Genomic DNA, 24618 nt, shown 5'->3' on the forward strand with positions numbered 1-24618 from the left:
CGCCTTATCTCGGCATAGTCCGAGAGACCTACATGGCGAAGGTTGCGGCGCGCCGCTGCGGCCTTCGCGAGTTCCGATCCAATGTAAGCGCCAAGATGAGGCCGTTCAGGCTTTGAAGCGCCAAGGCATGAGAGCATCGATCTGATAGATCGGCCAGCCCTGCGCGATCCGTTCGAGTTGCGTGAGCCAGGCGCGCGGGTGGCGATGGTCGCCCAGGTTCGGCCGCCGCCATGGCCGCCCGCGAAGAGCGCATTTTTTCTTGTGATGGTTTGCGGCCGGATTGCCCGCTCGACCGTGTTTGGAGTCGATCTCGATACGGCCTTCGCTTCGAAAGCGCTCTGAGGGCGGTACGGCTAGATGTAGCATAGCGGATCGCCTCGGCGAGTTTGGATTTGCCCGACATGCGCGGAAGCTCCTTGTCCCACGGATCGAACAGCGCCGCGACGATAGCGGCGGGACTTTCCCGGCGCGCTTAGGATTCTAGCCGCGGATGTCGGCCTCGATCTCCCACAGCCCGGCCATGGTGGTGACGGTCTGGGGCCAGGCGCGAACCCTCCTTGACGTGAAGCTCGTAGAACCGTCTCCTGACATGGGCATAGCACACTGCCAGCGTCACGCCCTCATTGATCCCCGATGACCTGGCGAGCCGATTGTAGGCGGCATAGCCGTCGACCTGCAGGATTCCGGTAAAGCCGCCAGATGCCGCTCGGGGCATTCACCGCTGCGACACTCCTCAAAGCGATAAGCGACCATCGGTGGACCGATGCCGCCAAATGGCCGATTGTCGCGCGCGCATAGGCCCTCAGCCAGGCCATTTGCGTATGCCGGAACCGGAGCCGAGCGTTGGCAGGTTGTCTCGTCGGCGAAGATCCGTTCGCCTTGCTTGATCTTCTCCAGCACATAGTCGGCGAGCGGCTGCAATTCGAAGCCGACCTTGCCCATCCATTGCGCCATCAACGACCCATCGAGATCGACGTCGGAGAGTAGATCGCTTCCTGCCGGTAGAGCGGCAGCCGTCGGCATATTTGGCCACCGCGATCTGGGCGAGAAGCGTTCGGTCGGAAGGCGCTCTCGATCAGATGGATGGGTCCCGGGGGCCTGAAGCACGCCATAGCGGTCGCGGTAGACGTATCTCGAGCGGCGCGTGACGATCACGTGGAACTTCGCCGGTGTCACGTCCAGCCGCATCGACACATCCTCGCCGATCAGGACCTTATCCAAAGTTCGACAACCAAGGGCACCTCGGCTCGACGAACGACCCGCTCCAGATGCGCGCCAAACTCCTTGCGCGGCCGCGGCGCGCGTTTTGGCTTGTCCTGGCCGCTCTTTTCGAAGGAAGAGTATAGCGCGCCGCTGCCGACACGGACCACGAAATCGCCGATCACGATTTCCACCATGTCGCTCGTCGGTTCGTGCCTCAGTTTGGAGGCACGAACCGCTCGTCACCGCATCAAACCGCCCGAACTTGACCGCTTGGCGGCGCGCCCGAAACCGGTGCGACCAGTCCCGAGGCCAGTGCCCTGCGCCGCCACGCAAATAACTGCGCTGGATCGAGCCCGTGAGACCGCACGATCACCGACACGTTCGGCCCCCGGCAAAAACGGTTCCTTGACGATCCGCTCCTTCGCCTCCCGCGGCCAGGTGCGATAGCTTCGCCCCCGGACTGACCGCAAGCCGCTCGGGTGTGGCCGTGATAACTTCGAAATTCTTGGTGTCAGAGGTATGTTCTCACATGAGCTCCTGGCAAATAACTCGCCAAGGAGATTCTCTGACAATCGAACATCATCCGCTACGTGGGGCTCAATCGGGTTAGTAATTGGTATGATCATGCGGCGGGGGCGAGTGAGGTCGTCGCGGGCAGCGACTCGCAACAACCCCCTGCGATCCGAAGAAATTCCGTTCGAGTCCGCGGTTTTCCGATCATCGCGCCAGCGATCCGTCGCTTCACGAAGTTGCCCGTCTGCGGTATTATGGGTACCAATTCGGAACGGCTCGGCCTTCGATAGATAGAAACTCGCGCCCTCACCTGGTCTGCGACTGCCACTGTCTCGAACCGCCTCTGATGCCGGAGCCGACCTGAAAAATCTCTGCACGGAATCGGCAGAAGCCTGCCAGAATCCATTTTCAACCGACCGATCCTTTCGCGAGCTCATCCATTACTTGCCTGGTCGCTCGATAGGCTAGATCAACAATCTCGTCTATCTCGGCTTCGGACACGACCAGAGGTGGTGCAAACCCGAGAATGTCTCCGTGCGGCATCGCTCGTGCAATCAGCCCCCGATCCCGAGCAGCCTTCGAGATGCGGGCACCCACCTTGAGCTGCGGATCAAATCGGCGTTTCGTCTGGCGATCTGCAACAAACTCGATCGCGCCGAGCAACCCCACCCCTCGGACTTCCCCGACGATCTCCGTCTGAGCGAACCGCTCCTTAAGTCGCTTCTGGAAGTGCGATCCGACGATCCTCGCTCGGTCGCTTAGTCGCTCCTTCTCAACGATATCGAGGACCGCGTTGGCAGCTGCAGCCGCAATCGGATGGCCCGAATAGGTGTATCCATGCGAAAATGCCCCCACTCGATCCGCCGCTTCCTCCATAACCGCGTAAACCCTCTCACCAACAATGGCTCCCGAGAGGGGTACGTAACCGGACGTCAGCCCCTTGGCGACTGTCACCAAGTCGGGCTCGATGCCATACAGAGTGCAGCCAAAGTTCGCGCCGGTCCGACCGAATCCACAAATCACCTCATCCGCGATCAGAAGAACGTCGTAGCGCTTGAGCACCGTCTGAATTTCACGCCAGTAACCGGTAGGAGGCGGTGTGATACCGCCCGTACCAAGCACTGGCTCAGCAATGAAAGCAGCAATCGTTTCCGGCCCCTCTCGCAGGATCAGCTCTTCAAGCTCGCCTGCACGCCGGCGAGAAAAGGATTCCTCCGTCTCACCTGACTCAGCGCCCCAGTAGTGGTGCGGTGTGCCCGTGTGCAGAATGCCAGGGAACGGAAGGTCCATGTGATCATGGTAGAACGACATACCGGTCATCGAACCGGAAATGACTGAGCAGCCATGATAGCCTCGCTCGCGCGAGATGATCTTCTTCTTTTTAGGCTGACCACACAGATTGTTGTAGTACCAGACGAGCTTCGCTTGGGTTTCGTTGGCGTCCGATCCGGACAGCCCGAAGAACACTTTGCTTGGCTTACCCGGCGCCATTCGTACGAGTCGCTCCGACAGAGTCGCCAGCTCTTCAGTCGTGTGGGCCGCATAGGTGTGGTAGTATGCTAATTGATAGGCCTGCCGCGCGATGGCCTCAGCGACTTCGGTCCGGCCGTATCCAATATTTACACAGTACAGGCCAGCAAAGCCGTCGATGTAACTACGACCTTGCGCGTCCTCGACGCGGATGCCCTTACCCCCAACAAAGATAGTGGGATCACCGATCTTACCAGTGGCAAATTCCTTGAGCTGAGTGAAAGGATGCAGAACCGTCGAGCGATCTCGTTCGGCGATAATTTTGATATCAATCATACGGATTCTCCTAGACTACCAAATCACCGAAGCAAACGTATTTGAGTTCCATGTATTCCGCTAGTCCGTGCCGCGACCCTTCGCGACCAAGGCCAGATTGCTTCCATCCACCGAACGGAACAGGCGGCCCGGTGAATGATGCGGTATTGATCCCGACCATGCCACACTCGATCCGTTCAGAAAGTCGGAGCGCCCGACGCAGACTGTCCGTGTAGACGTACCCAGCCAGCCCCATTTCACTAGTATTGGCTCGAGCGACGACCTCTTCTTCAGATTCGAACGGCAGCACTGCAGTTACCGGCCCGAATGTTTCCTCACGCGCAATGAGCATGTCCTCAGTGACGTCACTAAGCAGGGTCGGAAGAACGAAGTTCGGTCCTAGGACGGACTCTTGATTCGCAGAAATAATTCTCGCCCCCTTTCTCTCCGCATCATCTATTTGGCCTCTGCACTTTTTGGCGACTGACAACTTCGTCATCGGTCCGATATCTGTCGCGGGTTCCAGACCGTGACCGACTTTGAGCTGAGCCATCTCCGCAGCAAACGCCTCAATGAAGGCCTTGTAGACCCCCCTTTGCACGTAGATGCGGTTAGCGGCCAGACAATCCTGACCTGAGGTAGCGAATTTTGCGACCATCGCCCCTTTGACAGCCTTCCCAAGATCCACATCATCAAAGATGAGGAAGGGAGCATGCCCCCCCAGCTCCAGCGACACCTTCTTTACTGTGTCAGCCGCCCCCTCCAGAAGCAGACGACCAACTTGAGTAGAACCGGTGAAGGAAAGAGCGCGGATTCTTGTATCGCGCAACAGAGGCGCCGAAAGCTCGATCGGATCGCCAATCACCACTTGAAAAACACCGGCCGGGACGCCGGCTTCTTCGGCCAATCTAGCCGCGGCAAGAGCAGAAAGCGGCGTCTCGGGGGCAGGCTTCACAATCATTGGACAACCGGCTGCAAGAGCAGCCCCCGCTTTTCGTGTAATCATGGCAACAGGAAAGTTCCACGGGGTGATTGCCGCCGCAATACCGATTGGCTGCATTCGCACTTGAAGCAGACTTCCAGGCTTGTGACTCGGGATCGTCTCTCCGTATGCGCGCTCCCCTTCCGCAGCGAACCACTCAAGGAATCCCGCACCGTACGCAATTTCCTGGCGCGCCTCCGCGAGCGGCTTGCCCTGCTCGCTCGTCACCAGGACGGCGAGTTCTTCCGAATGGTCGAGCATCAATGACGCCCAAGTCCTAAGGATCGCCCCGCGCCTCGCCGGCAACAATTCTCGCCATGCAGCAAATGACCGTTCGGCTGCCGCGATCGCTACAGTCATATCTACGGCAGAGCAACGAGCAACATCCGCGATCTCTTCCCCGGTAGCGGGATCGACCACAACGTCTCTTTGTTCACCCGCAATCCAGCGGCCGTCGATGAGTGCGGCCCCCGCCGCGAAATCCCGACGACGCAGATTCCGCAGGTGCCGGGCAGCAAGACCGACCAAATGGGGACTTTTGCGCCCAATAGTTTGAAGGGCCATCTGAAGGTCCTCAGCCAGCCAATTGTTGAATTTGCCTTCGCATTCAGGATACTGGGATCGCAAAGATATTTGCGTCGCATTTTCCCGTGGTTCGGATGATTTCCTGCATCACACGGGATTTTGCGACGAAATTCACCTCAATGCTGGAGACGACTATGCAGTACGACCGAATAGACGCCCGCATCCTCGAGATCGTGCAAAAAAACAATCGCGTAACCTCCGATGTGATCGGCGAACTGGCGGGCCTTTCCGCTACCGCGTGTCAACGACGCCTGAAGAGGCTGCGTTCGGAAGGCATCATCGAGGCCGATGTCTCGATTGTTTCGGCAAAGGCCGTTGGAAGACCTATTCAAATGCTTGTGCTCGTGAGCCTGGAGCGCGAGCGTTCAGACATAATCGATAAGTTCAAGAAGGCGATCAAATCGTCAACTGAAGTTGTCAATGGATTTTACGTCACCGGCGATGCTGACTTTGTCCTATACATTACCGCCCGTACCATGGAAGATTATGAGCAGTTCACCCGACGATTCTTCTATGAGAACTCGGACATTAAGGGCTTCAAGACGATGGTCATCATGGACCGCGTAAAGGCGGGCTTTGCCATTCCAATTGAGGCTCCGCCCGAGGATTGATGCGAGTGTCCCACTCCGCAGACCTATACGTCCGCACGCTTTTGCATCGGTGACTCGCACAAAACGCAGAAAACCTTCACGGTCGCCCCTCTACTCTATGCCACCACCGAAATGCGGTGAGAGCTCTCTTCAGATTGACGTTCTGAACGACTGAGGCCATGAGTATCGCCCTTCATTTGGTTGTGTGACCCATCCACTCCGCGAGATCACCCCCGTCCAGCGCCAGTTTTACCGCGTCGAGGGCCAAAACGGCAGCCTCGATTTCCGGATTCTCGGCCGCTGTTGCAACTGTGACCTCACCCCGCTTCTTGCCGTTGACCTGGACCACCAGGGTCCCAAGAATAGGAACTCGGCGCTTGAAGAGGTTCATTTGAGCTTCGATTGATCGAACCGGCGGCCTCGTCTCGAACGACCGAGATGTCATGCCATGCCCGCCCGCTGCGCTGGCGGCATCAATTTCCAAAGCAAGTCACGGGACATCATCGCGTCCCAGGCGGGCAATAGCGCTGCTTTATCTACAGAATTCAGGCAGCGGGAGAAGTGCCTGGCGCTCAGCCTTGGGTGCGAGAGACGATGTCTCTCGCGCACCGAGGCAATTGCGAATTACGAGGAAAGCCTCGAGACATTGGCCGGCCTCATAAGGTTCTCGGACACAGCGTGTGCGAGACAGGCGAGCTTGAAGAGGCACCTGCCCACTTTCGATCGGTAAAGTCGTTAGATCATCACTGATGTGGTCCCGAATTAGATCATGGAAGGCCAGGCAGCCAGGCAGGAGCCGAGATGACGCATCAGTCCAAGCCACTTTGGTCCGGCACTGACGGCATCACGGCACCGTTGCACTGTCCTAACTTCCACCGCATCTGGTTTGCGAGCCTGTTCACCAATCTCGGCATCCTGATCAAGGCGTCGGCGCAGCCTGGGCGATGACGCAGATGACGTCTTCTGCCGACCAGGTTGCGCTGGTGCAACACGGCGCTCATGCTGCCGGTAATGCTGATCGCGATCCCGGCCGCCACCTCAGAAAAGGTGATCGGCTCATCGGTGTTGCCGATGATGGGAGTCGTCCCGACGAGAACCATTTCCTCTTCCAGAAGCGGTATGGATCTTAGGCTGGGATCGCTTGGTGGATTGTACGTCGATATCAACATTGTTCGACATCAAAACGCTTAATGTCGATCCCGATAAGCTTTCGGTGATGGAGATTCTAAGTTTTGGAAATTCGCCGACAACTCGATAAAAGAAATCTATGCCAACTGCCTTTATTGCTGACTGCGCCATTACAACTGAAACTTCGCCGGGTGGTTCGGTTCGAGCATGACGCAGATCGTCTTCTGCGGTCGCTACAGCCTTCAGGATCGATTTTGCGTGAACGTGGAGGCGTTCGCCGGCTGCGGTCGGAAGCATGCCACGTGACTCTCGCGTGAACAATTCCGTGCGGTAGTGATAGATGATGGCTGAGGGCTGACACAGCGACGCTGCATTGTTCGGCGGCTCGCGAAAGTCCTCCTTGCTCATAGATCGAAGCGAAGTTAACGAAGCTGTCTGAGATCCACAGCCAACCCTTCTCGACTTTTGCTTGACCGCCGAGGTGTTCAATGACAATCAGCAGCGCTTCGCCGTCTCGATGCAGAAGCGTTGCGCCGCGAGTTTTCACGATGCTCCTGCCCTCGCACGACGGCTTTCTGTCCGCTCCTTACGAAACTCGCACGGCATTTGCCGATGTTGCGCGATGACGCTTCGCAGGGTTCCTTCCTTCAGTGACATCATGGGTGTGTGCCGGCATGAAATAGGAATTCCGTTTCCGGGTGGTCGCACAATCGGACAACTCGGGACAAAGGCCCGTATTGGCTTCCGTTCGCGTCGCGGAAGCCGAGGTTGGATGCTAGTAGTGGAGACGAAAAGATCCGTCGCGCCAAATTTTGACGCACCAAGGCTCGCCGATGATGCGCGGCCTCTCCGGCGTCCAGTAAGCACGCTCTGGCCAGCACCCGGCGGTTCCTGACTCGCTTGCCGAGAACGCACGAAGAAGGCGTCGGGATCGTTGGCGCTTGGTGTGGCGACAGGCGGAGTCATGTAGGCTTCCTCCATGAGTAGAGTGATGGCGGCACGCACGCGCTCACTAATTCGCATGTCTCCTGCTCAATGAATCTGAAGCGACGTGGACGGCGGCTGGAAACGTAATATGCATCGCCAGCACCTAATACACGCCGTTCATCGCCAACCGTAACTTCCAGGCTCCTCAAATGATAATTCGTCGTCCGTTAAGAAGCTGGTTTGACGACTGGACAGGGTGCGGCAGCCCGCCAGAGGGTGATCAGGATTGAGGTCAGCAAAGCCCTCAGCCAAGCGAGGACGCGGCGGAGGTTGTGACCGACGGCGGTGAGGATGACGTTGACGGCGTCGCCCTCCCGGCCCTTGAGATGGCCGCGGCCGAGGTGCCCGTCGCTCTTCATGTGGCCGATGATCGCCTCGATGGCGGAGCGGCGCCGGAGTTCGCGCTCGATGACACCGAAGACGCCGCGCTTCTGGCCGGAGATGAAGACGCGGCGCGAGCCTTGCGTTGTGTGGCTGCGATAGCCTTATCGACATAGGCCCGTTCGATAGGGCATCCGGTCAGCTTCTCGGTCGCGTCGATGACGCTGGCGAGCGTATGGCCGTCGTACGGATTGCCTGGCAACGCCGTGGCATGGAGCACGAACTGGCCGCCCGGCGCGCGCCCGTTGGTGGTGACGATCGATGCCTTGACGCCGAATTCGTAAGGTGCCGAGGCCTTGCCCTTGCCGATGCATTCGACCTCGGGAGCATGGAAGGAGTAGAGCTTCCAGCCGCGCTGGCGCTGCTGCTGCGACCTGATCTGAGCAGCGCGCGCCAGCGGCGCTTCGAATGCCGCTTCGAGGTCGGGGCGCCCTCGATCTTGCGGCGGATGTCACGGATGACCCGACCGAGACGGCTCTTCAACAAGCGCAATTGGCGGTGGTGGCGCTTGAACTGTTTGGCGTGGGCATATCGCCCTGCCATCATCGCGGCCTTCTTGGCGATACGCCGATACGAGTGCCGCAGCTGCACCCCGTGCTTGCTGACCAGCCGATTGCGCCCTTCGATGGCTGCGTGCAGCAGCTTGGCATCGGTTGGGAAGGTGATGGCCTTGGGCTGCACCGTGGTGTCCACCGTGACGCGCGTGACGTCGCGCGTGCGCAAGGCACCCGTGTCGTGTGCCACTTTTAAGCTCTCCGCCAGCAGAAGTTCCAGCCTGTCGCCGAAGCGCTTGCGCCAATGGCTCAGATCCGAGCGCTCGTGCGGAAATGCGTGCTGAAAAAAGTCGCCGGTAAAGTACTGGAAATAGGGATCATGGACCCAGCGCTCGCACACCCCCCTTATCGGAGAGGCCGTAAATGTGCTTGAGCAGGAGCCAACCAACCACGAACCGGGCCTCGATCCCAGGTCGGCCCTTGTCGCTGTAGATTGGCGCGATCTGCTGGTCGATCCACTCCCAATCGACCTTGGCGGCGAGCTGAACCGGCTCGTGCTTCATGTTGATGATCTGATCGAGCCTGGCCCGGAACAGATCGCCTTCCCCTATCGCCTTCGGCTTCTTCGGTCGCATCGGTCCCTCCGATGCAGCCAATGAATCAGAGCTGGCGATTCGACGGAATCTCAATCTCGAAATTGCAGGCTTCCGACTCACAGCCCTATCAAGCCTGCAATGGCAAAGTCGCGGCGGCTTGCAAACCCGCTTCCAGATCAGCCACTTAGCCGTTCTTCACGGGCCACTCACTAAGGACCCCTGCGAGAGGCCTGAACACTGCTATTGCGGCGCCAGCCACAATTGTGGCGAACTGCCCGCTGCTGCCGGGCATGTGGAGGACGCAAAGGGCAAAGGTCGGAGTGTAGATAATGCAGTAAGCGAGTGCTATCCCGAATGCAAAGATCAGGATCAGGTAATGCACGTCCATATCCCATGTCCGAGAACTTCGGCCAGCAGCGAGTGGGCTTGCGCATATCGGTGTGGCCGGTCGCAAGCCACACCCGCATGCCCGTCGGAAGCGGGATCATCGCTGTCGTGGACCATCGGACAAAGCCACGACTGTTGCCGCGTCGACCGCACTCGCGATCCGCATCCGCGCCCCGGTCGCAAACTCGATCTCGATCGCACCGCTGGCTGGCCGATGCTTGTGCAGGTATCTGCAGTTCGGGTTCCGCGATCACCGTCGCCGGCACGAACCCGATTTGGTCGTCCATCAGCGTTATTCTGCTCGGCTCGAAGTGACCGTCGCCACTCGAGGAGCAATGAACGCGAGACGCCGTATCGCCGGGATGTCGCAGACACTTGTCGCAGTCCTGCAGTTCTCTAGTACGATCCTGAGCTTCTCATCCTCGGACCAGCGCCGCCGCCGGCCGATCTCCACCACTTCAAGCCGCCCGATTTGGGCACTGTGCCTATCACTCTCCCTAAGGACCGTTCTGAACATCAGAGATCAACTCGCAAGGCGGCTTCGCTGCAGGCTTACTTTCGAACCAGAATTCGTAGAATAATACAGCCCGTTCCGACTTGCCGGCGTCAGCCCTACCAGTTCACCGAACTGAACCACTGATGCCTCGCAATAGCCTCCCCTTCAACAGACTCGTGCACTGATGATGCACGCTTTGGCCTGACAAGAGGACATCGCGATGCTGCAAGCACGCGCGGGCCTCTACTCCTGGCCTGCCGGCGCGGATGCCACGGCGAGGTACTGCAGCGGCAGCGGCGAGTCTTTCGCCACGCCCAGCACCGGAAAGCTGCGCACGTTCTTCACGCTAGGCATTGCTGCGAAAAATAGAAGCTGCTGATGCATACCCTCCACACTCGGGGCGACGCATTTCAGCAGATAGTCGGTATCGCCCGAAATCCGCCAACATTGCTGAATGCGCGGGACTGTGGTTATAGAGGCTTCGAACGTCTTCAGTATCGGCTGGGCCTGGCTGGACAGCTGGATCGCGACGAACGACACCATCTCGTAGCCGAGCAAGCGCTCGTCGAGGACAGCGTGGATGGCCCTGATCACGCCGCGACTGAACAGAGATTTCAGGCGCCGCAAAGAGTTGGGCGCAGACACGCCGACCCGATGCGCCAGCTCATTGTTGCGGACACGACCGTCTTGCTGCAGTTCCACCAGGATCTTCAGATCTACGCCGTCGAGCGGCTCCGCCATACTAGGTACGCCCCTCATCTAGCTCGTGGGTCCTCAACGGTCGTGGTCAATAGCTGATCCTTTGATCGAATATAGTGTAAAGCAGGTCGACAATGAGATTCAAACCGGCGGCGCAAAAAACCATGATTGCACGATCAATCAGCGTTCCGCGCTTCCAAGCAGCGAGCACCTCCAGAGGCAAAGCGACGCTGACCGAGACACCCGACTTTCCCCAATGCAGCGGGCAGCAAGATGAATGGCTGCTTTAATCTGAAGTACACCGTCTTGTCATCGGCAGCTGAGAGCTCGTTCGTCTGGCTGAACAAGGTCTCGCCAAAAATGTCGCGCTTCGCCCAGCGGCTAAGACTAGCGATGACGTCCTTCGCGCGCACAGGCTCTCCGTCGTGGAACAACACCCGCTCTCGTAGCTTGATCTTCCACTCCAGGCCGTCTGCCGAGACTTCGTGGCCCTCTACCATCTGAGGCTGCAGAAGAAAATTGCTATCGAGACGGTACACGGTGTCGAACACCATGAACCCGTGCAGCCGAGTGGGATCGGCTGTGTTCGCAAGAGGGTCAAAGATTGTCAAATTCGATGATGGAATGAACTTCACGATCGAGGTTTTCTGGGCCGATGCCAGCCGTGGAAACCCAACTGCCGCACCGATAGCGAGGCTGCTCTTCAGAAATCCGCGTCGTTTCATTGTTTTCCTCCCTTTTTTGGAGGGTGCTATTGGCGTCGAAGTTCGCCTCCTGCTGCCCAGTCGATGTTTTTTGGCACGCCCGAGCGCGCGATTGCGCCGTAGAGCCTCTCTTCTGGCATGGCCTCGAGCTGGGTCCTACGGACATCGATAAGGGCATCGATATCAATGCCCGTCCGAAATCCTTTCGTTTCGCAGAGGTAGACAAGATCCTCGAAGACGACGTTGCCGGTAGCTCCCGGTGCGAATGGGCAGCCTCCCAAGCCCCCCAATGAGCCGTCCAACACGCGGCAGCCGGCATCCAACGCGGCCGACGCATTCGCGATGCCCAGACCGCGGGTGTCGTGAAGGTGAACGACAAATCGGCCTGATCCAACCAGCGCGTGAAGAGCGGCGGACAGCTCATAAACCTGATTTGGCCCAGCAAATCCCACCGTGTCAGCGATTCCGACCAGATCGGCACCAGCGCTCAAGCACGCCTCGGCGATCTTCAGGACCTCAGCTGGCTGCACAGGGCCCGCAATCGAGCACCCAAATGACATCGCGATGCCGACAGAAATCAGAGCGCCGTGATTGCTTTCTAAGCGGCGCTTTGCTGCATAACGCACCAGCTCGATGGATTGATCGCGCGAGCGGCGGATGTTGGCGTGACTGTGCGCTTCAGTCGCGGAGACAACGCAGGCGATTTCAGAGACTTGGGTGGTCAAGGCCTCATCAATGCCTCGCTCATTCATGGCGAGCGCCGATGTGTGAATGGCAGATGCGCTCGTCACGCAAGAGAGCAACTCCCGAATATCGGCGAACTGCGGCGCCCGGTTGGCCGGCAGAAACGACCCCACTTCAAAATGCGTTACGCCAGCCGAATGTTCACGAACAAGCCACTCAAGCTTCTGCGACGTTGTCGGCCACGCTTTCACCAACTGTAGGCCATCTCGGAGAGCTACCTCGCGAAGGGTCACACCGTCGGCCCGATAAGCTGTGGTGGTCGACATTTCAGGCGGCCTACTTGGTCTCGCGGCTCGCAGTTTCGACGATCTCTTTCTCGAAACCAGGAGCCGACAGAATCGCTTCAGTATATTTCACCGTTCCCGCCCACAATGGCATTCACCGACAATCCCATGGCAAGCGTGCCCGCTCGGCCGCGTGATTTGGGCCACATTCGTTATCATCTGCACGATATTGGGCTGACGGATCTCATCCCACGGTTGAACAGCGGGCCGCCTGCCAGCTAGATAATGGGTTTTGTCGCCCCGTCAGGGGTTCGATCTTGATGACCTCCGCCCCCAGAATTGTCAGGAATATGCCACAGGACGGTCCCACTACCATGTGGCTCATTTTGGCGCGGAACTCCTCCAGCGGCCGGAAATTTTCGCTCATGCGCTCCTCCCCGATTAGAAGATAGGATAAAAAATCTCAGTGGCAGGTCACCTTAAACCACCCGATCCGGCGATCAGTGGTTCAGGACTGATTGGAGGAATGAACGCGTGCGCTCGGATTCTGGGCTGATGAAAATCTTCTCGGGAGTGCCCTGCTCGATGATACGGCCGCCGTCGAAGACCGCGATGCGGTCGGAGACTTCGCGCGCGAAACGCATCTCATGCGTGACGATCAGCATTGAGACGCCCGACTCCCGCGCGATGCGTCGCACCACGTCGAGCACCTCGCCGGCGATTTCTGGGTCGAGCGCAGAGGTGATTTCGTCAAGCAGCAGGATCTCGGGCTTCATCACCAGCGCCCTAGCGATCGCGATACGCTGCTGCTGGCCTCCGGAAAGCTGAGCCGGGTAGGCATCTACTTTTCCTTCGAGCCCCACCATTCTCAAATAGCGAAGTGCGCTCTCCTTGGCCTCTGCCTTTGACTGCTTCAACACGGTCGTGGGCGCTAGGATTAAGTTTTGCAGTACAGTCAGATGCGGAAATAGGTTGAACTGCTGGAAGACCATGCCGCAGCGCCGCCGGATGCGTGCCTCCTCGGCGCTGGAAAGTAGAGTGCCTGCCTGATCGAAAAGGATGCTTTCGCCGAATATGCGAATATCGCCGCTGGTTGGCTTGGCAAGCGTCATCGCCAGGCGCAAGACAGTGGTCTTGCCGGAGCCACTCGGCCCGATCAGCGTCACCTTCTCGCCCGGCTGCACCTTAAGGTCGAGGTCGACGAGCACGCGAAACGCACCGAATGATTTGCAGATCTTCTTGAACTCAATGGCCCACACGGGCTCTTGCTTGCTACTCGTTGACACGTCAACCTTTCTCTCGCTCGATGCCACGCCGCCCGGGTTCACTCGATTTCCCGCCGAGCTAAGTTCAGTGGTCCTAGACATGGTCGGCCTTTGCTTTCGATAGAATGTAGATGAAGGGCAGATTGAGCAGAATGAAGATGCAGCCTGCTAGAGTATACGGTTCAAGGTATCGAAATGATCTGTCGGCCGCGGTTTGTGCCTCGCCCATGAGTACTGGCACTCCTATCGCGAACAAAAAGACGGTCGCTCGGAACATGCCAACGACGTAGTTAAGCAATGCTGGGATAGACCGCTTTACCATCAACGGAATGAGAACACTCAGCCATGTCACCGAAGGGCTCAGGCTCAACGCCACACACGCGTCGCGCAATTCGGGTGGGATCGTTATAAGGCTCCCTCTGTACACCTCCGAGGAGTACGCAGCATAGACGAGGCCGGTGACGCCAATCCCGATGACCATTCCTGAAAAATTCAGCCCATATTCTGGCAGAACGTAGTAAGCCATGTAGAGCAGCACCAAGATCGGAACACCACGAAAGATCTCGAGCCAGAACCGCACAAATGCTCGTCCGAATGTTGTGCTTACGCTCTCTAATATCGCCAGCAACAGCCCTAGCGACAGCGCAATCGCTGAACTCGCTAAAGTAACCACCACCGTGTACCAGACCCCCACCAAGAGGTCGGGCATAATCTCGAACGCGTAATTCCAATCCCAGGTCATGCGGCACCTATGGCGGAGACGTTGTCGCCAAGCTGGCTGGCACTGCTTGAGGCCTGCGCAGCCCGCAACGCCCGATTGAGAGGAAGCACCTGCTCAAGTGCCCGGAAAGCGAAGGCTACACCTAGGCAAAGGATCCAATAGACAACGGCGAGAAGGAGGAATACCTTCGTTGTCTCAAAAGTTTGGGCGCGAACGAACTGTGATACGTAGAGAAGATCCTGTACGCCTATGAAGCTCACTATCGCTGTCCACTTAAACATCGTCCGTGCCATGCTGCCAAAGCCAGGCACAATTTGGGAAAGCGCCTGCGGCAGCACCACTTTGATGAAACTTTGGCTTTTGTTGAGACCAAGGGCGTAGCATGCGTCTGACTGTCCGCGATTGACAGCTTCGAGGCCGGAGCGAACAACCTCAGAGCCGTAGACCGACGCCTCAAGCAACAGGACGAGGATCGCCGCAGTGAGAGGATTGATGCGTGTACCGGTTACCATCGGCAACGCGTAGTAAACCCAAAATAGCCAGACAAGCGCCGACGGACTGCGCCACAATTCTACGAAGACCATCGTCGCAACGCGCACAGCCGTTGAGCTGGACAGTCTCAGCCCGCCGATGATTACCGCGCCGATAGCTCCACCGATTATGGTGCATAGCGATACCGTCACGGTAATCCATAAACCCTTCAAGAGGACCGGCCAGTACTCCAGAATTGCCATCATGCCTCTTGCACCTCACCGACAATCATCGCCGATTTCATCGGCAATCCGGCATAGATTCTCCAATCGTCCGAACTTTCGATAGCGTATCCCACATCAAGGCAAAGTCGTTCTCCGCAAAGTCAGCTTCAACGGCCCACTTTTGCAGTGCTTCCTTCATTTTGCCGTTCTCGCGCAAGATATTAACCTGCTCGCTGAGCGCGTCGCGAAAACCAGTGTTCTCCTTCCGCACCACGATGCCGTATAGGACTATGTCAAGCTGAGGGTCGACCACGATCTCCGCGCCCAACTTCTTCAGCGTCGAAGCTGGAAATGAGGCTTGGCCGCCTAACCAAGCGTCCGCTCGTCCGCCAATGACCGTGGCCATGCCCGCCTGATTGTCCGGTGTGGGCACCAGCTGGCCGCGCTTCACCCCCGCCTTCAAAGCTTGAGTTTCATTGCTCCCGCCTGGCTGAACCGCCACCTTGAGGTCTGGCGTGCCGGCAATCTGGCTCAGATTCGTCAAGTGCTTCGGATTTCCGGCCTTTACGAATAGGACATTCCTGTTGAGAAAAACGGGCGCCGAGAATAGTACCTGCTCGCATCGCTCTCTGTTGGGCTGCATAATCGGGACTACGAGGTCAACCTGGCCTGCCTTCAAAGAAGGGATCATCGACCCATACGCTGTAACCACTGGTGTGATCTCGGGCAGATCGAGGCCCTTGAGCGCAAGATTCGTGATTTTTGCCATGTAACCCGTGGCATTTCCATCCCGCGAGATTGTCAACAGGGGTGGCACCGACGAAACTGCCGCCTTGACCTGCCCTGCCTTGCGAAGCGCGGCTATGACAGGGTCATCCGCTTGCGCGAGTGCCGGGCCTGAAAAGCCGATCAACGCAACTAGTAGGAATTGCATCTTTGATTTGAGGCTCATGCTAATCTCCGTCTAATTACTTCGAAGAGGTTGGTATTCGATGCTCCCGACGTCACGTATCTGACTCAAAGTTCAAATAGCTTGCGCGGTGCTTTTGTCAGCACCTCGACGCGGGAGTCGGTGAGGCGACACGTTTCACTTACGACATAGCCAAACTCTTCCTCCACCCAGTTACCCAGCATCAGATGGAACGTCATGTTTGGCTTCAGCTCAGTCATATTACCTACCTCTAAGCTGATTGGTTCCGGCCAATCGATGCCTATGGCATACCCGCAGCGGGACTCCTTCTTAAGACCCATCTTCTCGATGGTGCGGTAGAGGGCGCTCGCAACGTCACCGGCTGTATTGCCAGGACGCGGTACATCTAACGCAGCCTCAAGACCGGCAACTTCTGCCTCGTGCAGGCGACGCAGTCGATCCGGCGCGGGGCCGATTGTGAATGTGCGCGTGATGGCGGCCATTTACTGATACCTGTTACCGCTCAGTTCAATACTTGATTTGTGAGCCCTTTTCGCAATTCATCCTCTCTCCAAAGGATGTGAGGTGCGTCCGTACGGGCGACGTTCACATAGGCGCGAACACCCCAGTAGCAGACTTGCCGCCCGGCGCTCCGCGGATTTTGCGCCGCAACGATCTCTGCGACGACGTCGGCTTCTCTTGCTCCAGGGCACTTCCGCTGCACGGAGGATTGCGGCATCGGCAATTGAAGCGGCATCTCGGATCACGTCAATCTCAAGGTCGGATTTAACGATGCGTAGCCTTGTACAGTCAACGGCGTTCGGCAGCCTCGCTTTGAACTTCTCCGCCGAGGCTATCGTCATCATTCCCCAGATCAGCCCGCGGCTGCCGTTGAATTCGACCCCAACCATCCTATTGCCCAACCCCTCCTGATGGAGGAAGTCTATTACAGCGTCATAACCGTTCTTGTCCGCTTTGCCGACGTAGTCGTCTGAATAACCAATAATGTGGCCCGCATCGAGGAACGTCAGATAAACAAATGCGGAGACATCAATAACACGTACGATGAGCGCCGGTTCTTCCTTGTCGGCGCGCACGAGCGCATGCAGTGAAAAGATCCTGGCACAATTTTCTGTCAAATAAGTAATATTCGAGGAGCTGGGGACAACGAGCGCGTCTATTTCACGTCGAACCATCTCTTTCTTTATTGCTGCCATCCTTCGCAAGTACTCGGCTCTCGGGAACGGCTGCGGCGCCTTCTTGATAGTCATATCTACGAACTCCTGACGAGTGTGAGAACTATTTAGATTTCACTGGTGAAGAGCCGCGACTTAGTGGTGTTGCACCTGCGGAGCATGAAACGTCATGTTACAGACGCGAATACCATCCGGCACAGGTCGGCGATGTCATAAATTGGAAGCCGCGTATTTTTCCGAAGCTCACGCGACACCAAGGGAAAGCCTGCACATTCAAATAGAATCGCCTTGATGGCCGGGTGCGCGGCTCTCAAACGGGAGATGCAGGCTTCCACATCCGACTGTATCGAGAAAACCGGAGTAAACACTGGGGGACGCACCATCTCGTTGCGTAGCAACTCTCCGCCTTCAATCCCACCGATAACAACTCTGGACCGATCGGACGGGTTCCCAATGACCAGAGTGTCTTCCGTAAGATTGGACGAGTCGGCGGTCACAACAGCAACCTTTCCGTCCCTCGGAACTTGGCTTAGCATCATCGGCAACAGGAGGAGGCTTGAGAGTGCGACCGGTACGTCGACCGCAGCCGCAACAGCTTTTTGATGGCGGATAGAAAAGCCGCAATTGCTGCTGATCGCAACTGCGCCGCGGGCGACCAACTTGCGGGCCGCTGCAACGAAGGCCGGCTCTAAGATAGGGTCTCCGCGGACGACCAACTCTGACCACCCGCCTTCGATCGTCTCGGAAATTACCGGAAGGTCGAGCAACTCAGTAAAGCGAGGATTGGCCGCCGGAGAACCGGCTGGTAGCCCCTTTTCTAGGGCAAGTATTCCAAGAGCGGGTTTCGAGGACGACGTCATCATTAGCCTTCTTGCGCTAGTTGCTTGCTCAAGCTCTTGCTTGCTGAGGTCTGCTGCTTTGCGGCGAACAGCCGATATCCCTAGATGAATTTCTCAACGACCGACGCACGGACTGGCTACCCCACGGGGGCTTTCCTCGGGCCCGCGTACCTGCCGATTTCATGCAGCAGAGCAGCGCCCGTTCTGATCCCTCTCAGATAATAATCGATCTCGATATTCTCATTTGGTGCATGATTGGTCTGATCATGGTTCGCATACGGTAAGACAAATGAGTGCGTGTTGAGAATTTTGGTGAAAACGTATTCCGGTAGGCTGCCTCCTGCCACAGGATACACAAGTGGCTCCCGACCTTGTCCAAGTCGAACGGCGCTCTGGATTAGCTTAGCGAACGGTGAGTCAAACGGCGTTTTTGAAGGTAGCATTCCTTCGACCGGAACGAACTCGATATCTGGGGCATGGCGCCTAACGTGAGCCTCCAATTTCGCCAAGACATCGTCTGGCGTCTGCTTCTCAACGAGGCGCGCGTCGCACTTGACAATGGCCTCGTTCGGCACGATCGATTTCGAACCCCGCCCGCCATAGCCACCATGAAAGCCATTGATGGTGAGGGTTGGATGAAACATAATTCTATCTGCCAAAGGCCGACCGCTAGGAGTATCCAACTCGGCGAGATCGAGCTTTTTCATGACTTCTGCAGCGTCCAGAGGCAACGCCCTCGCAGTCGCGACTTCGAGGTCACCCGGTGGAACAATGTCATCATAAAAGCCTTCAACAGTAATCTCTCCGGCCGCATTCTTTATGGTCGCCAACAAATGCACGAGCTTCCAGATAGGGTTTGGTGCGACACCGCCGAAGCCGCCAGAATGCACATCACTGTTCGCGGTATGAGCTCGCAACTCGAAAGATACAATTCCCCGAACACCATGGAAAATGTAGGGACTTCCCGATGGATCCATCGCGCCGTCGGCGGTCACGACTACATCTGCCTGCAACAAGTCTCGGTGAGCGCGAACGAATTCTTCAATGTTTGGACTGCCGATCTCTTCCTCTCCTTCGAGCAGAAACAAGACATTGCATGGCAATCGGCCATGCACCGCCAGATACGATTCCACAGCGAGCAGCTGAGCGAAGTGTTGGGCTTTATTATCTCCCACCCCGCGCGCATAAATGCGCCCATCGCGTATTGTCGGCTCGAATGGTGGGGTTATCCAGGCCTCCAACGGTTCCGGAGGCTGCACGTCATAGTGGCCATAAAGCAAAATCGTTGGCGCTCCAGGCGCATGGTTCCAGCGCCCAAACACCATTGGGTGCCCGGACGTAGGGATCGTCTGCGCATCAAACCCTAAGCGATTTAGCATTTCAACGAGGATTTCACCGACTTCACGGATGCCGATGTTCTGCGCGCTGATGCTGGGATGTCTTAGATAATCGAGCAGACGGTTGATAAATTGATCTTCGTTTGCTGCGATGTGCTTATAGATGCTAGACAGCTCAGCAGTAATTTTGACCTGTTTTTCTGTCGCATTCATTTTCGATTTTCCTGCTTTTGCCGATTGTCTATTTGCGGTCGCGTGACGGAAATCGATTTTCAGGGAGTTCACTTCATAAGCGTCGGCGGGATATCAACCTACTCATGCCGCGAGCGGCGAATGTTGGCCTGGCTGTGCTCTTCAGGAAACAACGCAGACAATTTCGGACGCTTGCGTGTTTTAAGGCATCATCAACGGCCCGCTCGTTCAAAGTGAGCGCCGACGGGATGGAAGATACTCTCTCGACGAAGGTGAGCACCTCCGGAATGTCGGCGAATTGCGGCACTCGGTCGGATGGAAGAAACGTCCCAACCTCAAAGTGCGTCACATCAGCCGAACGCTCACGAGCAGCCGACTCGATCTTCTGTGACGTTGTCGGCCATGCCTTCACCAGGTGCAAGCGATCGCGGAGAGCTATCTTGCGAAGAGCTACGCGATCGATTGGGTGAGCTGTAGTGACGCACGTTTTACCCATCGCACGCACCATGCTCTGTCGCACCGCTGGCAGCTTCGATCGTTTCTTTGTCGAATCCGAGGGAGGACAATATCGCGTCAGTGTGCTCACCCATCGCAGGCACGTTGCCAATATTCCCGATAGGAAGACCGTCTACGTCTACGGGTAGAGACGGAGCACGGAAAGCGCCCCCCTCCGGCATTACCGACTCGACCAATCCGCCCGGGCGGAGAACATGCGGATCCGAGTACATGTCCTTCGGACGGGCCACCGGCGAGTAGGGGATTCCCTCACGCTCAAAATTTTCGCGCAGCGTGTCGAGGGTCGTTCCACGAATTGCGTTGGTCAAGACCGGCAAGGTAAGCGGGCGCGCTTTGATTTGGTCACCTTTCGTCTGTAGCGTTGGGTCGGCTGCGAGATCTACGAGCCCGAGAACGTCACAAAGCACCCGCCAGTGCCGTTCCGTTGCGACTGCCACAAAAATCTGATGATTGTCTGCAGTCTGGAAAATATCATAGACCGGCCAAGCGAACGTTCTTTCCGGCATCGGGAGCGGTTCTTGGCCTTCCAGTTCAAACTGAACCATGTGCTGAGCAACGAGCAGCAGTGCGTTTTCGAACAATCCGATTCGCAGACTTCTGGCGCGCCCCGTTCGCTTTCGCTCCATAAGCGAGGCAACTACTGTGAATGCACCGAACAGACCGCCCATGATGTCGTTGACTGAAGCCCCCACGCGTAGGGGGCGCCCGGTCGGCCCGGTCATGTACGCTAGGCCCGTCATCATCTGCACGACCTCATCCAGTGCCGTACGATGTTCGTAGGGACCAGCCAGGAAACCCTTGTGGGATGCGAGGATCAATCGAGGAAACTTGCCCCTCATCGCATCAGCATTGAGCCCCATCTTGGCAAGCGACGCGCTGCTGAAATTGTCAATGAAGACGTCAGCAGTGGACAGCAAGGCATCGAGAGCGGTCCGACCGCTGTGGGATTCGGTGTCGAGGCGGACTGATTTTTTTCCCCGATTGAACAGCGGGAAGAGGGGGCGGCCCATGCCCGATAAGTAGCGGGTTTTGTCGCCCGCCACGGGCTCGACCTTAATGACTTCCGCCCCCAGCGTCGCGAGAAACATGCCACAGGACGGGCCCATTACCATATGGCTCATTTCGACCACCCGAATACCTTCCAAGGGTCGGAAATTTTCACTCATGTTCTGCATATCCACCCATAGGAATACGTCGAGTTAGATACCTCCTGATGGCCGCACGATTTCAACGTTTTTCCGGACTTTCCGCAGATTCTAGGTATGGTCAGCCCATTAACGCAGCTTTTCTGCATCGAAGTATCAGGATTAGTGTCACATGCTTGCAATTTGACAATGGCTGCCAAACGCCGTGCTTGCTTTCTTCAGTGATCGCGATTGCCAGCTAGACGCCTTGATTGCCGGGAAGGCCTTCAGGGATCCAAAAGTCAATTCATTCGGCCAGCCAAAGCTTTTTGGCGGTGGAGCGGGACGGAGCATAGAGCAAGGCTAACCAACTTTCATGGGTTTGCGATTGCTTTGGAGTACGACCCTCGACCCGCTTAGAAGCAGGAACGTGCTCTTGGAGGAAACGCGTCGGCGCAGACAAGCTCTCTTTAGCACGCCGAGACTACGGTGGACTGTCGGCTCCTCTAGCGGACTGTTGAAGAAGTAGCCAACCGGCGGACGATAAAGGGAATGTCGTCGCCGCTTCGATGCATATCTCGTCGTCCGTTCTTTAATCGCGGGCAGGATGTCAACTCCGATACTCCAAATTGATCCGCTGCCGGGTTCATGGTTCTTTCCGCAGTCGTCTCTGTGCACGAGCGCCGCATGATTGCGTTCAAGAGGTGTGGCGCATCCCGATGTTAAGAACGCGGTGCGCGCAACGCCCGCAGGGACGACTTCGAGATTGCCAGCACCGTCGTCCCGCCAGGGACGCATACTCCGCCGAAGGCGGATCTGGGTTAATTTAAGACTGCTTCATGCGGTGCGCATCTCTGCCTGGAATTCGGTGCCATCTATCCAGATGGCATGGAGGATGACGGCCATTTTGCGCGCGACAGCAACCTTGGCCTTTTTGGCGTCGATGCGTTTGGCCAGCTTGCTGCCCCAGCGCTTGAGCGAAGAACCTCACCTGACAACAGTCAGCAGGACGTTCGCGGCCTCGAACAGATAAGTTCGCATCTGGTGGTTGCCGCGCTTGGAGATGCGGCCAGTAGATCAATCTCACCAGATTGATAACATCTTGGTGTCAAGCCGAGATAGGCGCCGACGTCGGCGGAGTGTCGGAAGGAGTGGGGTCGTCGATGGTAACGACGAAAGACAGGGCAGTCAGGGGACCGATGCCGGGAACGGTCATCATTCGCGTCTCGTCGGCTTTTGCCGCTGCCAGGAGTAGTCGATCGAACTTCTCAATCTGCTCAGTCAAGCAGGTCTGGGAACGGAGTAGCGATGCAAAAATATCTTGTAAAATCCGGCGCTTCAGCGAGCACGGCGTCGAGTTCGCGGCCGAGGTTAGTCGAGCCGGCCTTGCCGAGCACTATTCCCAGCCCCTTGCACAGACCGCGCATTTGGCTGTCAATATCTCGCCGTAGATTCACCAGCCTGGTCCGGCGCCAACCCATGCGGGCCATTTCGGCCCCCCTGGCATCGTTCTGATCCGACTTGTTGATGCGCATCGATAACGCTGCGTTGGCATGACGCGCGTCCAGGCAAATTACCGGAAAGCCTAGCGCCTTGAGTTGGTGCCAAAGCCAATTGGAAAGCGAGCCCGTTTCAAACACGATCCGTTCAGCATTGCAGGCGTGCTGCCGCAAACTTTTGGCGATAGCCTCAGGATTGGCCGACGCGCAACCTTCGAATGTCACGTCGCCGGTTTGGTCCAAAACGCAAATGCTGGTTTCTTCCGTAGAGATGTCCAGACCAACGTACCGCTTCATGGCGCTGCTTCCCGTCGATAGTCTGCGGGGACCGATCCTACCGACCCTCGTGTCCTCAGGAAGACGTCAGCCGCGATGACGCCATGTTAAGAAGCCGATTTAAGCGATGAGCGGTCGCTGGCGGCAGCGATGAGGGTGGTCAGGATCACGCACCAAAGAACCCTCAGCCAAGCGAGGATGCGGCGGAGGTTGTGGCCGGCGGCTGAGAGGATGACGTTGTCGGCGTCTCCTGCGCAGCTTTTGAGGTAGCAGCGGCCGAGGTGACCGTCGGCCTTCAGGTGTCCGATGATGGGCTCGATGGCGGAGCGGCGGCGTAGCTCGCGCTTGATGACACCGAAGACGCCGCGCTTTTGGCCAGAGATGAAGATTCGGCGGGGATTTTGGGCGTCGTGGCCGCGGTATCCCTTGTCGACATAGGCCCGCTCGATCGCGCAGTCGGTGAGTGTCTCGGTGCGGTCGATGACGTCCCGCAAGGTGTGACCGTCGTACGGGTTATCGGGCAGCGCCCTGGCGTGCAGCACGAACAGGCCACCGGGAGCACGGCGGTTGTTGGTGACGATGGAGGCTTTGACGCCGAACTCGTAAGGCGCGGCGGCTTTGCCCTTGCCGATGCACTCCACCTCCGGGGCGTGGAAGGAATAGAGTTTCCAGCCGCGCTGGCGCTGCTGCTGCGAGCGGATCTACGCGGCCCGGCTGGGCGGGAGGGCGAACGCGTTCGATCTTGCGGCGGATATCGCGGATGATCCGGCCCAGCTGGCTGCGCAGGATGCGCAACTGGCGCGGATATCGCTTGAATTGTTTGGCATGGGCGTAGCGGGAAGCCATTATTGCCGCGGTCCTGGCAATGCGAAGATAAGACTGCCGCAGCTTGACCCCGTGCTTCCTCGGCAGGCGGTTGAGCCCCTTGATCGCCGCGTGCAGCAGCCTGGCATCGGTCGGGAAGGTGATCGCCTTCGGCTGCACGGCGGTATCGACCGTGACCCGCTTGAGGTCCTGGCTCCGTAACGCGCCGGCCTCGTGCGCCACCCGCAAGCTCTCGGCCAGCAACAGCTCCGTACCCTCCGGTGAAGCTTTCAATTGCCCATAACTTTGGCCACTCGGGCTGATCCGCTAATCGTCGTAATCTTGAATCGAAAGAATCACTTGTGATTCCTTGCTGAGCACCTGATTCGGGAGGAGGTGCTCTATGGGGCTGACAGCAAGGGATCGATCGGCAAAAGGCCGTTTGTGATCCTTGGAAGGTGAATGTTGGATTGATCGAGAGAGTAGTGGATGCGAGTTTAGGGATGCGCGGCTCGGCGACAGATTCCGCAACTGCTCACGCAGATTGGAAGCGCCATGGGACAAAGCATTCCGCTCGTCTGCCAGGATTGGGCAAATACCAAGGCGGCCTACCGCTTCTTCTCTAATGACCGGGTCAGCGAAGCGGACATTCTGGCCGGCCATTTCCAATCGACACGTGATCGCGCCGCCGCCACTGAAGGTCTCGTTCTTGTGCTGCACGATACAACCGAATTCAGCTATCAACG

Annotated in this window: 19 protein-coding genes and 6 pseudogenes; 3 read left to right on the top strand and 22 right to left on the bottom strand. The window is 57.5% G+C overall.

Annotated features, from left to right (window positions below):
- Nucleotides 1-105: 105 nt before the first annotated feature.
- The 3 genes and pseudogenes from tnpC to H1B27_RS30970 all read right to left on the bottom strand — a co-directional run.
- A pseudogene (tnpC, locus tag H1B27_RS41400) lies at nt 106-1322 on the bottom strand (IS66 family transposase); the annotation flags it as partial.
- An 802-nt stretch (nt 1323-2124) separates the two neighbouring features.
- Complete coding sequence (locus tag H1B27_RS30965) at nt 2125-3522, bottom strand: aminotransferase (protein ID WP_197968646.1); 1398 nt, start codon at nt 3520-3522, stop codon at nt 2125-2127.
- 10 nt (nt 3523-3532) lie between these two features.
- Nucleotides 3533-5011 carry an NAD-dependent succinate-semialdehyde dehydrogenase gene (locus H1B27_RS30970; protein ID WP_197968662.1) on the bottom strand — a complete coding sequence of 493 codons (1479 nt, stop codon included), beginning with the start codon at nt 5009-5011 and terminating at the stop codon, nt 3533-3535.
- Between the two features lie 191 nt (nt 5012-5202).
- Here H1B27_RS30970 and H1B27_RS30975 point away from each other — a divergent pair, with 191 nt between their 5' ends.
- Nucleotides 5203-5679: an Lrp/AsnC family transcriptional regulator gene (locus tag H1B27_RS30975; protein WP_197968647.1), complete on the top strand. Its 477-nt coding sequence runs from the start codon at nt 5203-5205 to the stop codon at nt 5677-5679.
- A gap of 172 nt (nt 5680-5851) precedes the next feature.
- On the opposite strand, the gene H1B27_RS30980 is transcribed toward H1B27_RS30975, so the two are convergent.
- The gene (locus tag H1B27_RS30980) at nt 5852-6049 is read right to left on the bottom strand and encodes a hypothetical protein (RefSeq protein WP_197968648.1); all 198 of its coding nucleotides are present in this window, start codon (nt 6047-6049) and stop codon (nt 5852-5854) included.
- 410 nt (nt 6050-6459) lie between these two features.
- On the opposite strand from H1B27_RS30980, the pseudogene H1B27_RS30985 reads away from it, so the two are divergent.
- Nucleotides 6460-6690, top strand: a pseudogene (locus H1B27_RS30985) (MFS transporter); the annotation flags it as partial.
- Between the two features lie 24 nt (nt 6691-6714).
- Here H1B27_RS30985 and H1B27_RS30990 read toward each other — a convergent pair.
- From H1B27_RS30990 to H1B27_RS31070, 18 genes and pseudogenes are all read right to left on the bottom strand, one after another.
- Nucleotides 6715-7194 (bottom strand): LysR family transcriptional regulator, encoded by a 480-nt coding sequence (locus tag H1B27_RS30990; RefSeq protein ID WP_197968664.1) that lies wholly within the window; start codon nt 7192-7194, stop codon nt 6715-6717.
- Nucleotides 7195-7748: 554 nt separating this feature from the next.
- Nucleotides 7749-7913: pseudogene (locus tag H1B27_RS30995) on the bottom strand (cupin domain-containing protein); the annotation flags it as partial.
- A gap of 27 nt (nt 7914-7940) precedes the next feature.
- A pseudogene (locus tag H1B27_RS31000) lies at nt 7941-9283 on the bottom strand (IS5 family transposase).
- 1087 nt (nt 9284-10370) lie between these two features.
- Nucleotides 10371-10868 (bottom strand): Lrp/AsnC family transcriptional regulator, encoded by a 498-nt coding sequence (locus tag H1B27_RS31005; RefSeq protein WP_197968650.1) that lies wholly within the window; start codon nt 10866-10868, stop codon nt 10371-10373.
- A 134-nt stretch (nt 10869-11002) separates the two neighbouring features.
- Nucleotides 11003-11551 (bottom strand): ABC transporter substrate-binding protein, encoded by a 549-nt coding sequence (locus H1B27_RS31010; protein WP_197968651.1) that lies wholly within the window; start codon nt 11549-11551, stop codon nt 11003-11005.
- Nucleotides 11552-11577: 26 nt separating this feature from the next.
- Nucleotides 11578-12540 (bottom strand): hydroxymethylglutaryl-CoA lyase-like TIM-barrel protein, encoded by a 963-nt coding sequence (locus tag H1B27_RS31015; protein WP_197968652.1) that lies wholly within the window; start codon nt 12538-12540, stop codon nt 11578-11580.
- Nucleotides 12541-12742: 202 nt separating this feature from the next.
- Nucleotides 12743-12925 carry a CoA transferase gene (locus H1B27_RS40425; RefSeq protein WP_311977227.1) on the bottom strand — a complete coding sequence of 61 codons (183 nt, stop codon included), beginning with the start codon at nt 12923-12925 and terminating at the stop codon, nt 12743-12745.
- A gap of 73 nt (nt 12926-12998) precedes the next feature.
- Nucleotides 12999-13757 (bottom strand): amino acid ABC transporter ATP-binding protein, encoded by a 759-nt coding sequence (locus H1B27_RS31025; protein WP_311977228.1) that lies wholly within the window; start codon nt 13755-13757, stop codon nt 12999-13001.
- Between the two features lie 100 nt (nt 13758-13857).
- A complete protein-coding gene (locus H1B27_RS31030; protein ID WP_197968654.1) occupies nt 13858-14505 on the bottom strand; it encodes an amino acid ABC transporter permease in 648 nt (215 codons plus the stop codon).
- Nucleotides 14502-15221 (bottom strand): amino acid ABC transporter permease, encoded by a 720-nt coding sequence (locus tag H1B27_RS31035; protein ID WP_197968655.1) that lies wholly within the window; start codon nt 15219-15221, stop codon nt 14502-14504. The genes H1B27_RS31030 and H1B27_RS31035 overlap by 4 nt, the downstream gene beginning before the upstream one ends.
- A 34-nt stretch (nt 15222-15255) precedes the next feature.
- Nucleotides 15256-16131: a transporter substrate-binding domain-containing protein gene (locus H1B27_RS31040; protein ID WP_197968656.1), complete on the bottom strand. Its 876-nt coding sequence runs from the start codon at nt 16129-16131 to the stop codon at nt 15256-15258.
- Nucleotides 16132-16196: 65 nt separating this feature from the next.
- Nucleotides 16197-16592, bottom strand: a complete 396-nt coding sequence (locus H1B27_RS40430) for a M24 family metallopeptidase (protein WP_246515823.1) — start codon at nt 16590-16592, stop codon at nt 16197-16199.
- Between the two features lie 57 nt (nt 16593-16649).
- Nucleotides 16650-17360 carry an aminopeptidase P family N-terminal domain-containing protein gene (locus H1B27_RS40435; RefSeq protein WP_246515825.1) on the bottom strand — a complete coding sequence of 237 codons (711 nt, stop codon included), beginning with the start codon at nt 17358-17360 and terminating at the stop codon, nt 16650-16652.
- Nucleotides 17361-17452: 92 nt separating this feature from the next.
- Nucleotides 17453-18148 (bottom strand): aspartate/glutamate racemase family protein, encoded by a 696-nt coding sequence (locus tag H1B27_RS31050; protein ID WP_311977234.1) that lies wholly within the window; start codon nt 18146-18148, stop codon nt 17453-17455.
- Nucleotides 18149-18261: 113 nt separating this feature from the next.
- A complete protein-coding gene (locus H1B27_RS31055) occupies nt 18262-19674 on the bottom strand; it encodes a M20/M25/M40 family metallo-hydrolase (protein ID WP_197968657.1) in 1413 nt (470 codons plus the stop codon).
- A 467-nt stretch (nt 19675-20141) separates the two neighbouring features.
- On the bottom strand, nt 20142-21335 hold the full coding sequence (locus tag H1B27_RS31060) for a CaiB/BaiF CoA transferase family protein (protein ID WP_197968658.1): 1194 nt from the start codon (nt 21333-21335) through the stop codon (nt 20142-20144).
- 795 nt (nt 21336-22130) lie between these two features.
- Nucleotides 22131-23089, bottom strand: a pseudogene (locus tag H1B27_RS41405) (IS110 family RNA-guided transposase).
- An 86-nt stretch (nt 23090-23175) separates the two neighbouring features.
- Nucleotides 23176-24142 (bottom strand): annotated as a pseudogene (locus tag H1B27_RS31070) (IS5 family transposase); the annotation flags it as partial.
- 285 nt (nt 24143-24427) lie between these two features.
- Here H1B27_RS31070 and H1B27_RS40450 point away from each other — a divergent pair.
- A partial coding sequence (locus H1B27_RS40450; protein WP_283817034.1) for an IS4/Tn5 family transposase DNA-binding protein occupies nt 24428-24618 on the top strand: 191 nt, incomplete at its 3' end.

This window comes from Bradyrhizobium diversitatis, from assembly GCF_016031635.1.
GTDB lineage: Bacteria > Pseudomonadota > Alphaproteobacteria > Rhizobiales > Xanthobacteraceae > Bradyrhizobium > Bradyrhizobium diversitatis.

Bases quoted from the DNA above. Each gene is read 5' to 3' on its own strand.
- H1B27_RS30990 (WP_197968664.1), bottom strand. From the start codon at position 7,194: ATGAGCAAGGAGGACTTTCGCGAGCCGCCGAACAATGCAGCGTCGCTG.
- H1B27_RS31050 (WP_311977234.1), bottom strand. From the start codon at position 18,148: ATGATGACGTCGTCCTCGAAACCCGCTCTTGGAATACTTGCCCTAGAA.
- H1B27_RS31040 (WP_197968656.1), bottom strand. From the start codon at position 16,131: ATGAGCCTCAAATCAAAGATGCAATTCCTACTAGTTGCGTTGATCGGC.
- H1B27_RS31035 (WP_197968655.1), bottom strand. From the start codon at position 15,221: ATGATGGCAATTCTGGAGTACTGGCCGGTCCTCTTGAAGGGTTTATGG.
- H1B27_RS30975 (WP_197968647.1), top strand. From the start codon at position 5,203: ATGCAGTACGACCGAATAGACGCCCGCATCCTCGAGATCGTGCAAAAA.
- H1B27_RS31005 (WP_197968650.1), bottom strand. From the start codon at position 10,868: ATGGCGGAGCCGCTCGACGGCGTAGATCTGAAGATCCTGGTGGAACTG.
- H1B27_RS40435 (WP_246515825.1), bottom strand. From the start codon at position 17,360: ATGACTATCAAGAAGGCGCCGCAGCCGTTCCCGAGAGCCGAGTACTTG.
- H1B27_RS31015 (WP_197968652.1), bottom strand. From the start codon at position 12,540: ATGTCGACCACCACAGCTTATCGGGCCGACGGTGTGACCCTTCGCGAG.
- H1B27_RS31010 (WP_197968651.1), bottom strand. From the start codon at position 11,551: ATGAAACGACGCGGATTTCTGAAGAGCAGCCTCGCTATCGGTGCGGCA.
- H1B27_RS31060 (WP_197968658.1), bottom strand. From the start codon at position 21,335: ATGAGTGAAAATTTCCGACCCTTGGAAGGTATTCGGGTGGTCGAAATG.
- H1B27_RS31030 (WP_197968654.1), bottom strand. From the start codon at position 14,505: ATGACCTGGGATTGGAATTACGCGTTCGAGATTATGCCCGACCTCTTG.
- H1B27_RS40425 (WP_311977227.1), bottom strand. From the start codon at position 12,925: ATGAGCGAAAATTTCCGGCCGCTGGAGGAGTTCCGCGCCAAAATGAGC.
- H1B27_RS30965 (WP_197968646.1), bottom strand. From the start codon at position 3,522: ATGATTGATATCAAAATTATCGCCGAACGAGATCGCTCGACGGTTCTG.
- H1B27_RS30980 (WP_197968648.1), bottom strand. From the start codon at position 6,049: ATGAACCTCTTCAAGCGCCGAGTTCCTATTCTTGGGACCCTGGTGGTC.
- H1B27_RS40430 (WP_246515823.1), bottom strand. From the start codon at position 16,592: ATGGCCGCCATCACGCGCACATTCACAATCGGCCCCGCGCCGGATCGA.
- H1B27_RS31055 (WP_197968657.1), bottom strand. From the start codon at position 19,674: ATGAATGCGACAGAAAAACAGGTCAAAATTACTGCTGAGCTGTCTAGC.